At 60.0% G+C, this 12,837-nt stretch carries 6 protein-coding genes; 3 read left to right on the top strand and 3 right to left on the bottom strand.

Annotation, left to right across the window (positions count from 1 at the left end; all coding sequences use genetic code 11):
- The first annotated feature begins 293 nt into the window (after window positions 1–293).
- The gene (locus tag AC3A6X_RS34465; RefSeq protein ID WP_487846383.1) at window positions 294–2,024 is read left to right on the top strand and encodes a GmrSD restriction endonuclease domain-containing protein; all 1,731 of its coding nucleotides are present in this window, start codon (window positions 294–296) and stop codon (window positions 2,022–2,024) included.
- Window positions 2,025–2,244: 220 nt separating this feature from the next.
- On the opposite strand, the gene AC3A6X_RS34460 is transcribed toward AC3A6X_RS34465, so the two are convergent.
- The 3 genes from AC3A6X_RS34460 to AC3A6X_RS34450 all read right to left on the bottom strand — a co-directional run bounded on the left by AC3A6X_RS34460 (window position 2,245) and on the right by AC3A6X_RS34450 (window position 3,171).
- The gene (locus AC3A6X_RS34460) at window positions 2,245–2,493 is read right to left on the bottom strand and encodes a TniB family NTP-binding protein (protein ID WP_487846382.1); all 249 of its coding nucleotides are present in this window, start codon (window positions 2,491–2,493) and stop codon (window positions 2,245–2,247) included.
- Between the two features lie 157 nt (window positions 2,494–2,650).
- Entirely contained in the window at window positions 2,651–2,857 is a 207-nt protein-coding gene (locus tag AC3A6X_RS34455) for a DUF4158 domain-containing protein (RefSeq protein WP_487846401.1), read from the bottom strand.
- 176 nt (window positions 2,858–3,033) lie between these two features.
- Complete coding sequence (locus AC3A6X_RS34450) at window positions 3,034–3,171, bottom strand: hypothetical protein (protein WP_487846381.1); 138 nt, start codon at window positions 3,169–3,171, stop codon at window positions 3,034–3,036.
- A gap of 295 nt (window positions 3,172–3,466) precedes the next feature.
- Here AC3A6X_RS34450 and AC3A6X_RS34445 point away from each other — a divergent pair, with 295 nt between their 5' ends.
- Together AC3A6X_RS34445 and AC3A6X_RS34440 are read left to right on the top strand one after the other, a co-directional pair.
- Complete coding sequence (locus AC3A6X_RS34445) at window positions 3,467–6,514, top strand: hypothetical protein (protein ID WP_487846380.1); 3,048 nt, start codon at window positions 3,467–3,469, stop codon at window positions 6,512–6,514.
- Window positions 6,515–6,527: 13 nt separating this feature from the next.
- Complete coding sequence (locus AC3A6X_RS34440) at window positions 6,528–12,836, top strand: DEAD/DEAH box helicase (protein ID WP_487846379.1); 6,309 nt, start codon at window positions 6,528–6,530, stop codon at window positions 12,834–12,836.
- Window position 12,837 lies beyond the last annotated feature (1 nt).

Below are 12,837 nucleotides of genomic sequence, written 5' to 3'. Positions count from 1 at the left end.
ATGAACCTCAGAGGACGACTCAAGCAGCAACTCAACAACCTGCGGCTTATGACCGGCGTACAGGATGCAGCGAACGGGCAGAGGCGACTTGTCTTTGCGGAGTGCGTATCCAAGCCGGGACAAAAGGTGGCAAGGGCGCTCGAACTCTGCGAGAGAACCCTTATTCGCTACTACCTAGGCCAAGGGCATGGACTATTGAATATCCAAGGAACAAAGTTGAGGTATCACCAAATAGACTCGGCTAGACATGACTTGAAGAAATTTCTGCCGCTGTCGACCAAGGTTCTAGTTAAATGAGCTATAAGCCAAAAACGCTGTTTCGTCTTATTCAAGACATTAACACATCGCTGTTTCTTCCGCATATACAGCGACCGTTCGTTTGGGAGGAGGAGCAAATGCTCCGGCTATTTGATAGCCTGATGCGAAATTATCCCATTCAAACGCTTCTTTTCTGGCGAACCAAAGACGAAATCAAAGCTCGAAGGTTCATGCCTCAGTTGATTTGGGATGCGGACCTTAGCGACTTCTACGAGCCCAATGCCAGCAAAGGCGGTCACGAAAAAGTATTTGTGCTCGATGGTCAACAGAGACTACAGACCCTTTTCGCCACGTTTGCCGGTTCGGTTGTGCTTGAGAATGGCGAACGCGCCGAGGCCTATTTCGACCTCACCAGCGGCGGACTATCGACTGACGGCGGACTGCTATATGCGTTGAAGTTTTCCCCTTCTCCTCTACCGTTGCCTTGGTACCGGGTATCAGACCTTTTGGGGAAAGATGCCCAAAAAGTTGCTGAAGAACTCTCTGAGGATTTTAACGACCGACTGGACGGCTACGATGCATTGATAGAACCAAGCAAACGCCCGAGCGACGAAGAACAAAAGGCAAGGCAGAAGCGTCTGCGCCGAAACATCGGCCAGTTGGTGTCCTTACTACGAGAAGAAAAGCATTTCTGGGTGCAAGAACTCGATGGTGTCGCCAATCAGTATCCCTATCGCACCGTGTTGGACATCTTCGTCCGTGTCAACTCCGGCGGTACCAAGCTCGGTGCGTCGGACCTGATGTTTGCAGCGATGAAGGAAGGTTGGGACGAAATCGAAGAGGCAATCGAAGAAACCACAGAGCTCCTAAACAGCACTAATCTTGACTTTGATAAGACCTTTCCACTCAAATGCTTGCTCGTGGTGCATGGCCGCGGGGCAGAGGCGTCATCGGAAAAATTCACTGGCGCTGACGGTGCTGAGCTCCTCAAAGATATGAAGGGTAGCTGGGACAGAGCCGAGCAGGCATTCTTGGAGCTGCGTGACTTTCTTAAGTCAGATTTAAAGGTCTATGCCGACAAAGTTGTACGTAGTTACAACAGTTTTATTCCGCTCTTTGATTTCCTGTACTTCAACCCCAAACCCGATGAGCGCAGCAAGGCCTTGATGCGTGGGTATTACTACAAAGCTCAGCTTTTCGGCTGGTATTCGCAGAGCACGGACTCCGTCATCAACACGCTGCACAACGTAGTTGGCAAAAAGTGCTTTGGAGGATTCCCCATGGTTGAGGTTAAGGAGCACTTCCAGGCTCGCGGGCTCTCGACCGAATTGCAGGTCTGGCATCTCGACCAGAGTCGCCTTCGTTTCATCCTGTTGAATCTCGTCTATGTCGACCAAATGGGCGGCTCACCATTTGACGTCAAATTCAAGGGCAATGAGCCTCACATCGACCACATTTACCCTCGCCACGCCTTGCTCACAAAGCTAGGTCTCGGCAGCGCCGAGGTCAACACGCTGGGAAATTATCGATTTGTAGGCGCTACGGACAACATTAGAAAGCGTGCTGAGCTTCCCGCCAGCTATTTCGGTCGCTTGAAGGCCGGGGGCACCCCCATCGAGAAACACCTCTTGCTCGCGGATTTCGCGTCGAATCCGGAGCGCTTGGAGTTTGATGTTGCCATGTACCGCACTTTCCGCGACCGGCGTGCGAAGCAAATTGAGCTGATTTGCGGCAAGACGGTAAACCCCGAACTTACCGTGGTTTGAGGAACTCCGATGATGACCGGCGCGGTAGCTGCAGGTCTGGTCTGCGCGGAGCGATTCGACGAAGCAGTTCCCGGGCCAGCCGTTCGAGCACCGAGAGGCTCGCGGAAGCGCTGTGCGGCGCGCCGAGCTCGAACAGCAGCGCGGAATAGAACCATGCTCATCCGCTGTCGCCCGCATCTGCATCCCAACAACGTCACGCCGTTCCACGCCCTTGGCCTCATCAAACCTGTTGGGATAACTCGGCCACGATCAGCGTTTTGCCAATATTGGAGTGGCCGTGCAGCACCATGCATGGCATTCGTGCCCTGGGCGGCATTTCGAGTAGCCCTTCGAGCTTCAATAGCGCCTGGCTTGCTCTGGGGTAGTCAATCCATCGCTCGCGCCTGGGCGATTGGATCCTGGCGGAAGCGTCGAGCATGGCTTCCGCACGGGTGGACGCTTGCAGGTGCGCGAGGACCGCGGTGCTCACGGCATCACCAAACTTCCACGTTGAACGGCTTGAGCGTCCTGCTGTAGTCGACCTCTGCTTGCGCGTAGACTCCCGGGCGGCGTCCAGGGAGGAGGGCGCGACTTGGGCTTGCGATGGGGGACCTCCCGACGTTTCAGCCGGGTCTCCGAGCGCGCCTTCACGATGACCTGCCGCTGCGCTTCGATCGCCTTGAAGACGAGCGCAGGGACGCGATGCTAGTGCGCGCGACACCGAGCTCCTCGACCAGGTAGTGGAGCAGGGCCTTTGGAACGACCGCCAGACGATCCAGCGGTCGGCCGCTGGCGCGCAGGAACACGAATTGCAGGGCTACGCCAGGTCGCCGGTCGGCGCCGACGAAACGCAGGTGGTAGCTGGACAGCTGGACACGGGGCTCCCTTGCGGCTCTGGCTCAAGGCCAGAGGCCATCTCGATGGGATAGTCCTTGATGGTGATGGTCGAGAAGTCGTAACCGTGAGCGGAGGGTCTCGACTCTCTGTAGGGTCTCGCGGTCGAGTTCGTCCAGTAAGTCCGATACCTCGCTCACGAGCAAATCGGTGGACGGAGATAGCGCCGGCCCTCGAGCTTCTCGGTGACGACGACCTGCTCGTCGCTGCGTGGATCATGGTCAAGGTCGGTGCAGATGTCCCGATAGTCGACCTCCTTGCCGTCCCGGGTCACCGCATACCCTCTTCGGACGACCGGACGACGCGAATGCCCTGTACCAGCTGATCACGCGCCTGCCGCAAAGGATCGCAGAGTGGCTCCTGATGATTTACCCGCCGCCCGTGGAATAAGTCCACTGTAAGGGTGCACGGATGTCGCAGAATGTAGTTACAAGATCAAAGTAGCGGCGAACTAAATGCATATCGATGAGCCGGAGGTGTCCAGAACTGCAGAAAATCTTGGCGTGGCGGCGTTCCTGCTCGGCGGAAGGCGACGTTGGCGACCACTACTTGCTAGCCGGCGCTGACCGATGTCCCGGTTCATCGCCTGGAACGAACTGCTGCTGAAGGAGTTCTTTTCGCCAGCATCCGAAAACGAGGACGTGTGGATTCGTGCGACGCGCGCAGAACTAGACTCGTTCGCCTTGCACCTCGGCGGCGCCCAAGGCCTGGTTGACGCTGTCGCATCCGGGGCCCCTTGGCTACCAGGTGGCCTTGCTAATTGCTCGGACGCAGCCCGTATCCTGGTCCAGCAGCGTCGGGAGACCCTACGTTCGCCTTCCTACCAAGATCCTGGAGCATCGAATCCTGGGTATGCCGGCGCGAAGGCACCTGCATACCTTCCCATCCTCGCCTTGTGGGTGCTAGCAGCCTCCGGTGAGCAGCTGGAAGGAGGTTTCTACGCTTCAGTTGAGGAGTTGCTTGGCCGCCCGTTCAGAAGCGGGCCGAAGGTTACCGACGCCATGGCCAAAGCATGGGAGGATCTTGAAGCATGGTCGACCACCGAGTGCGCTGGCCGATTCGGAAATTTCTACTGCCGAGTTCTAGGGGAGCACCGCTTTGTCGGAATTCCGCGCTCCCAGTGCCTGATCAGCCGACACGACGAGCGGAACCTTCACAGGCTCTTCTGGGAGCTCAGGCTCCGGCCGGGCCAGAATCTGCTGGACTCAACCCTCGCAGCCCTGCTCGAGCGTGGTAGCGACGCTCTCTTCCTGACGAGCGCGCTTCGCTCTGCGATGGCGAGGAGCGAGTACGCGGCACCCCTCGCAGCCCTGCTCAGAAAACTTCTCGGATCCTGGAATGGAAGCCCACCAAAGACTGGGCACGTGGATACCGAGAGACGCTATGCCGGGCTGCCGGCCATGGAGCAAGGCGAGGCGGGTGCGGCCGTTACCCTCGTTTTGTCGCCTTCCGACGAAGTCGCAAACGGGTGGAACGTCCTCTGGAAATTTCCAGCGATCGTCGATGCGCCCAGCTGTACCTTTGAAATCGCGGGCCAACGCCAGCCTGCTTTACTCCACCGCCCGAGTGCCAGCTTTCAAACGGATCTGTCGGATTCTGCAGTCCGCCAATCTGCAGCAGCCCTCTCCGCTTCGTCCTCGGCGCGTATCGACGTGGATATCCGGTTCGAAGACGAAGGCGACGGAACATGGGGCGACCAATGCCGCAGAGAACAGATCGGCCATGCGGCCCGCCGGATACTGGCTTGGAACTCTATCGATCCCAGGTTCGGGCAGCAGCTCATAGAGCGCGAAATCCCGCTTTATGGCGCTTTCTATGTGGTTTGCAGTCCGGCCGATTGGACTAGGACCGAATCCTGGCTGCAGCGACAAAGGATTTCCTTCGAGCCTATGCCACCACGCGGGCTGCCAGAGGGCTGGCGGATGGCCTGCATCCATAGAGCCGAAACTCTCGATGCAGAACATAGGCAGCATTTGACCGATGCTCCCGAAGCGACCGACGTGCCGCCCGCTAAGCTCCGGCTTGTGGGTGGAAGCCGGCTGCTGCGTGGCGGTGCACGCTTGTTTGCTGCGTACGACCTGCCCGACATCGAAGTTGAAGGCCCTCCCGGCTCGCTACTTAAAGCTACCGGACTACGGGTTTCGGAAGTCGCGCAACGTCCCCTTGGTGCTGAACGATCCGGAATCAGGCGCTTCGTGATCGAAGCGCTTGACGGCGGCCGCAGCAGCTTTGATATCAAGGTCGTGTCGAACGGGACCGAACTGGCGACGGTTGGGGTGCGGGTGGCCGACCCAGATGGAGAAGGCCGTGGCGAGATGCGGGATTTCTCACTCGGCCTCCTTGGATTCCCTCGATCTGACCTTGGAGGGCTGCGTGGAGCCAGGATAGGAGGCTCGCGCCAAGATCTGCCTGCAGACGGCTGGTACGACGACGAAATGCTGGAGGCTGCTGCCTTGATCGACGGCACAGAAGCATCCATCACAGATTCGGGGGCTGCCCAATTCCTAAACACACTGGCATCGCGCGGATCGATGTCGTACGGTGCGGCCAGGGACCAGCTCTCAAGGCTCTCCTGCGGCGCCAATCCCATTTCCTTGCTGATGGACCTCCGGGCAAGAGGTTGCTTTGAAATTGAGACCGATGGGAAGGGCCATTTTGTCCGTATCCATAGCGCAGTTCCCACGCTTTATGGATTGCCTGCCAAGCAAGATGGGCTGCCACTATTCGGAGTAGCCGGAACCCTGCGGCTCGCGCAGTGGTCGGCGCTCCAGGGCATTGCAGACTTCCTTCCCTGTGTCCACGGCGGCTCCGCGGACCACTTGCCGGCGATGCGCTTGGCTGCAATTGACGCTGACGCAGTTGAGGATGCATGCAGCACCCTGGGTTTCCAGTTCGCGTGCAGTCCTGCACGCGACGTGGCCTATTGGGCTGGATCCCTGAGGCAAGCGAGGGAGGCCGCAGTATCGGGAGGGGCCGAGTCGGTTGCTGCTGAACTGGGGCACCTCCACCGCCTGAAGCCGGACTCGGCGCGGTTTATTCCGGCCAGTGAGCCGCACATGGTCGTCGATCGGGAGTCTGGCGCGCAGCTGTTCCGCTTTGATGACCCGCAGGCCACCGCCCTGCAGCTCTACGTCCTGGGGGTACGCCGCGCCGACGGAGCTTCCAGGTATTCACATGTGCACGATTCTCGCTGGGGCGTGTGGATCTCGCAGTTGGCCTTTGCGGAAATGCTTAAGGACAGGCACGGCCGCATCGACGCATTTCCTTGGCCGCTCCACTACGAACCGGCAACACGTGACATATGGATACCTGCGCGGCTACGACCGCCCGCTGTGCTGGAGCGGGCCTTGGCACTTTGTTCAGGAAGAGGACCCGAGGTCCTCTTCCTTTCCCCCGGCGGCCGAGTCGGCGACGGGCTGCGCCTTATAGACCATCGTTCCGGACGGGTGGTGGGAACTGCCAGTCCCGTGTACGGGGAATTCGTTCCGGGCTATTGGCTTCGCTACAGCTGGGTTCCAGCCGATACGGCGCGCCAAATCGCTGGACTACTTGCGTGCAACCTAAAGCCATTCGCATCCGTAGGCGCGGCCAATGGCTTGGAAACTATGACGGTGTAGGAGACAGGGAAAAGTGGAAGAAACCATAGGCGAAGATCCAATCGGTTCCTGGGAACAGCTCAAGGGGCATCTGAAGCGCTACATCCGCTCGGCATTCGGGACTGACTCGCCTTCCTTCGAGGCCGACCGGGAAGCGCTACTCGATACGCCGGGTGTCCTATTCCAGGAGCCGTACCTCGAACTCTTGCCTTCCTATGCCACCGCCAAGAAGCTTGGAGAGCTAGACGGTACGGACTTACCTGGCATGGACGAGCCGGCGAGGCGTGGATTTATCGCATTGGCTGGTTCAGGGTTAATGCCCGCTGGGGCGGATTTGTACGTGCACCAGCAGCGGATGCTCCAAGCCGCCATGCAAGGCAAACACTGCGTGGTCGTCACTGGAACGGGTTCTGGTAAGACGGAATCGTTCCTGCTGCCGGTATTCGCGTCCATTGCAAGGGAAGCGCTGCGATCCTCTGGCGGGTGGGCCCCTGCTGCGCCTTCTTCGGAGTTGCCGCCTTACTGGAAAAATGCGCCTGCTTGGCATTTCGCCCGGGCGGCTGCGCGTGGTGAACTGCGCAAGCCTGCAGTCAGGGCGCTGCTCCTGTACCCGATGAACGCTTTGGTGGAGGACCAAATGTCCCGCCTGCGGCGTGCCCTCGACTCCGATGCTGCGCATGATGCGCTTGACAGGCACTGGGGCTCTAACCGCGTACGGTTTGGCCGCTACAACGGCACCACCCCCGTGCCTGGCCATCCATGGAGGCTGGATATTGAGGGCCTGCGGGAGCTGAATAAGCCTAAGCATGACGAACTCAAGGTAGCCCTAAAGCAAGCCATCGACCAATACCAAAAGCTGGTCGTTGCGACTCGGGCAGCAAAGGACAATCTCAGCTCGGTGGAAGAGAAGGGCGGCGACGTCGATGAAGCCAAGCGGCAGCTTCGCAAGCTGGAGGAGCAGGCATCGTTCGTTCCTAGGATGTCTCCTGGCTCAGCGGAGATGTTCCACCGCTGGGAAATGCAGACAGCGCCTCCTGACCTGCTGATCACCAACGTGAGCATGCTTTCCATCATGCTCATGCGCCAACCTAGCCCGGCAATTGCTGGTGACCGAGCCGATGCAGACATTTTCGAGAGCACGCGCGGCTGGCTTGCGGAAGATCGGGAGAACCACGTTTTCCAGCTGGTTCTTGACGAACTACACCTGTACCGGGGCGCGGCCGGGACCGAGGTCGGATACTTGCTCCGGCTATTGCTCGAACGCCTCGGCCTGGAGCCTGGAAGCAAGCAACTGCAAATCCTGGCCTCCAGTGCTTCGCTGGATGCTGGGTCAGAGAACACGTACAAGTTCCTGGGGGAGTTTTTCGGGATGGATGCAGGGATGGCGCGCGCCCGCTTCCATGTAGAGGGAGGCGTCAGCGTAAACGGGCATCCTGACGGCGCCATCGAAATCCCGCCTTCCTTTGCGAACGATTGCGTGGAGGCTGGCCGGCAAGCCGATGCCGCAAAGCCTACAGATGCTCTTGGGCACGGGTTTGTTTTGGACATCAGTGGCGGCAGTCCAGCGAGGCGTCTCGCCGACTCATTTTGGAGCGAGGATGCGGGGCGTGGCCGACACCGGGCTGCATCGCTTCCCAGCCTCTTGTATAAGCTGTTCCCCCGCATGGCTCCGCCAGAGGTTGGCCACGCGGCACGTGGGTTGTTTTTGGCCGCGGGGAAAGCAGCACAGCTCGTATTAGAAGAAAAGGTCCAGCCGCCGCTGCCTCTGCCAAGGATACGGTTCCACTGGATGGTCAAGAACATCGATGGGCTGTGGGCCACAGCTCATCACGTAGGGCAAGACCGCCGCAGGAGGGTTGGCCGCTTGCTGGCCGAGGCGCGGATGGATGTCGAGGGCAAACGGGCCCTCGAAGTGCTGTATTGCGAATGCTGCGGAACGCAGTTACTTGCAGGCTATAGGACTTCGGCATCTATTCCCGGCAGCATTGACCGGTACGAGCTTGCGCCGATGCCTCCAGCAATCGAAGGCTTGCCTGAGTCGACGCCCCAGACGAGAACCGACGCACAACGCTACGACAAGCTGGGCGTGGTGCACCTGCTGCCTGGCGACTGGGAGGGGATGTCCGATCCATCCGACCTAAAGTGGACGCAGGGATCGGAAGAGCGCCATGAAACCACCCGGCGGCCTTTGCACACGGCCCCAGCGAGCTGGCGGCGCGCTTGCCTCGATCCGTCGACGGGCATCGTAGAAGTGGGAAAAGACCCAGCAGGCGACGAAGTTCCATGCCTTTGGTTCCGCCTGGACGCATCCGGCGACCTACTGCCTGCGATGCCGCAGCGTTGCCCGTCCTGCAAGATCGACTACTCCGTGCGAAAGGGCGGTAGGCCAGCGCCAATCCGATCGTTTGCGACGGGCTTAAACCAGACATCCCTTTTGCTGACGAAGCATCTCATGGGCGTCATGCCCGTTGGCGGTGGCAGGAAGCTGGTCGCTTTTTCTGACAGCCGCCAGTCAGCAGCTAGGTTGGCCAACGGTGTGGAATCCGAGCAATGGGAACACCTATTGCGAGTCGCTGTGCTGCGCGAAATCCGGCAGAGGGCGGCAGGAGGCATCGAACCTATCAAGCGGCAGCTTCTCGATGCCTTGATTGGAGGCGACGCACCCAAAGGACAAGCTCTCCTGCGAGCCAGCAAAGATTTGCTTTCGCCAGCCCAATTCCAGGTCCTCGCAGCGTTCTGGCAAGACGCCAAAGCCGTGCAAGATGAGCCGGAGCTCGCTACGGACGAAGCGAAAGCGAATGTCAGCCGCCTGCATCACTGGAAGCCGGGGTTCGTACGTTTTGACGAGTTCCTTTCCAGTCCGAATCCCGCCAAGCATACGCTCCCTCCCTTATGGGAGTACTTTGCAGGCCTGGGCGTCAATCCAGCGGGACCGGGGGTCGATTCCAAGCGCGTCGGGGAATCCGAGGATTGGACATCATTGCTCGACTTCGGTTCTCCAACCGGCAGTCCCAAGCTTTCGGCAACTGATTTTCCGCAAGCGAAAGCAGACAAGCTTGAGCAGTTCGGCGATGCGTTGCGCCGGCAGTCTTGGCGGGCTATTTCCGGACGGCTGCTCTACGACCTTGAAGCGCAAGGAGTAGGCAACCTTTGCCTGCCACCCACGGCCGACAAGCTTCAGCACCATGGGGTTGATGAACGGGCTTTCCGCGGGATCTGCGAGGGCGTCATTCGCATCCTCACTGAACAGAGGCGCACGAATCCCGCCCAAGGAGACTGGCCGCCAGACCCTTGGACCCGGGACCAGCCGCGTGGCATTCCCCAGGAGGGCACGGACAAAGCGCGAATCGCAAAGTACCTAGCCGCTTGCGCGCGCAGGCACGGTGTTGACTGGCAAGGGCTCAGGGATGGTGTGCGGGATGCCTTGGCTACGGCTGGCCATGGCAGTAGCGATGCCTGGGGCATCGTGTCCCTCTCTTCTCTTTGGGTGAAGGTCGCGCCACGCGATGTCCGGCCCTGGATATGCGACCGTTGCGGGCAGGTCCACTGGCAGCCTTCAGGAGGAGTCTGTTCGCGCTGCACGGCGGACCTGCCTGCGGCCCCGAACGGCCAGTGCTCCGCAGCAGATATCGAGCGGGAACATTACTACGCGCACCTCGCGGCCAAGAGCGGATCGGGATTCCGGATCCATGCCGAGGAACTGACCGGACAGACAAGCGACCAGGCCCAGCGCCAACGGCACTTCCGCGACGTCTTTTTTGCCGGAGAAAGCATCGAGGATGTCGTGCTGCGTGGAGTGGTACCCGAAGTCGATGCAATCGACTTGCTATCCGTGACCACGACCATGGAGGTTGGCGTAGACATCGGTGCGCTCCAGTCAGTGTTCCAAGCCAACATGCCGCCAGAGCGCTTCAATTACCAGCAGCGCGCAGGCCGTGCTGGCCGTAAAGGGCAAGCCTTCTCGGTAGTCCTTACCTACTGCCGCGGACAGACCCATGACCGGATCCACTTCGACCATCCCGATGAAATGACGGGAGGGATTCCGCCCCAGCCGACCGTGTCGGCCACTGACGACCAGCGGATACTGGCTGAACGCCTGGTTGCTAAAGAGGGTCTTCGCCGGGCATTCCGATCGGCGGGCTGTACTTGGCACGATTCGGGTAAGCCGGTCGATACGCACGGCGAAATGGGGCTTGTCCGCGACTATTGCGACCAACGTAGAGGCTTGGTGGAGCAGTGGTTCCTGGACCAAGGCGCACAGCTTTCCAGCATCGCGCAGGTTGTATCGAGAGGCACGAGCATCGATCCTGGCCGGCTTGCCGATGAAGCCAGGAAGTTGCCTACGCGCCTTGCGGAAGTGGCAAGCTCAGACCCTGATCCGAGCCGGGGGCTTGCTACTGCGCTAGCCGAAGCGGGTGTGCTGCCGATGTACGGCATGCCGACCTCCGTACGCAACTTGTATTTCCACCTCCCGCCCGAGCCTGCTGGCCAATCGCGCGAGCCGAAGGTTCTTGACCGGACCCTCGACCATGCCATCACCGATTTCGCGCCAGGCTCGGAACGAGTCTGGGACAAGCGGCTCCTGTCGCCCATTGGCCTTGCTGGGTCCGTCGCACATGACCGCAGCAATAAGTGGGAGACCATCGACAGGCCAATAGGGAACGCATATTGGCAGCTCTTCTGCGAAGGATGCCGCAACTTCACCGTATACCCTGCCGATCCGGCAACGCTGCGGCCGACGAAGCCCCTGCAGGGCTGGGACGATTCCTGGATTAAGAATCCGCCGTCGCAGCCCTGTCCCCGTTGCGGCGTTGCCGCACGCCTGTGCCTGGCGGTTGCCCCAAACGGCTTTGTCACCGACTTCGACATCGAGAAGCCCGTCAGGCCTACTGAATCATCGCGTAACGGAGGCCCGAGGTCGTTTGTAGCATCGCCTTCGCTGCGGGCGACTCAGCCACGCAAGGTCGGCAGCGCTTTCCTGGCCCTAGACCACCAGGGGCGGGTCTATCGGATCGCGCAAGGGCCAGGCGGCAAACCGTTTGGATTCCGCCAAGATGCGGCACTTCTCCAGCAAAGGGGGCGGCAATGGCTGAACGGTGAGGTCTGGAAGGCCACAGATGATGATCCAGGCATTTCAGCATGCATTACGTCTCCCAAGACCACAGACGTGCTAAGCATCAGGCTTCTCGATGAACGTGGGTTGGCATTCTTCGACGAGGCGAAAGAACTTTGCTCTAGGCGCGCGGCTTGGTATTCAGCGGCGACCATCTTGCAGCGCTCGATTGCGCTGGAACTCGACGTCGACTCCCTCGATATCGAGATCGCGTCCGTCCACAGGTACATCGAGGAAAGCAGTGTGTCCGGCGCCGAGTTGTATCTCGCAGACGACCACCCGAACGGCGCAGGGCTGGTCGATTGGGCCAATCGCAACTGGTCAGCCTTGTTGGCCGGTTGCATTGACGCCTCTGGGAACCATGCAAGGCTTGGCTCGATGGTTCGGGAGGAATGCCGGCGGGCAGCTGAAGGCGGACAGGTATGGCGCTCACCAGACATCCTGCTTCGAGGATTCCGGAACAGGCAGCTCCATGGGCTGATTGAGTGGCGCCTGGGGCTTGAGCTGCTGCGTGTCATGCACGATCCTGGCTTTGTGCCTGGCCGAGACCGGTTCTTTGAAGATTGGGGCGTAGAACTACCTAGCTGGAGCACCCAGGCATCGGGGTTGGCTGACATTTATTGCTCCGCTTATGAAAAGGGCAAGTCAGCACGGAAGCATGGGCCCGGGGGCGTCCACGGCTGGACGGCCATGGGTGCCATGGCCGGACAGGAATCAACAATCCTCTACTTGGTGAGCCATCCGCTGTGGGCGGCTGCCGTTACTGACTCAGGGCCGATCAATCCTGAACTCGTCACATGGGCCCGCACAATTGGCGCGACGGCCATCTACCTAGTCGATTCATTCAACTTGTCGCGGCGGATGGCGTGGGTGCGGGGCCATCTGGAGCTGTTCCCGAAGGTCGACATCCGTGCGGATACAGCGGGAGGATGGGCCGGTGCGGACCCCGCTCTGATAGATCCCTGGATGCAAGAACTGATAGGTATGCAAGAAGGTGGCGTCCTGGTCCACGAAGGGTGGGGTTGGACCAGGGTAGCCGGCGGCGATGGTTGGGCAGCCCAGCCAGGGGTCTGGCTCGCGGACGTCAATGGCCAGCCGACGAAGGTGAACATATCCAACTTTGCGGGAGCTGGCTTGCGGGTCAAAGTGATCGGCTCCCTATACCTCGACCGCCGATCTTGCGCGAGCCTGCCACTGATCGCGCTCCGCTCTGACGACAGGAATTCCTGAC

The organism is Variovorax sp. Soil_C_12 (assembly GCF_057657375.1).
The sequence above is the reverse complement of the archived record's forward strand: the minus strand, read 5'-3'. Positions and strand labels throughout refer to the sequence as shown.

Bases quoted from the DNA above. Each gene is read 5' to 3' on its own strand.
- AC3A6X_RS34465 (WP_487846383.1), top strand. From the start codon at position 294: ATGAGCTATAAGCCAAAAACGCTGTTTCGTCTTATTCAAGACATTAAC.
- AC3A6X_RS34445 (WP_487846380.1), top strand. From the start codon at position 3,467: ATGTCCCGGTTCATCGCCTGGAACGAACTGCTGCTGAAGGAGTTCTTT.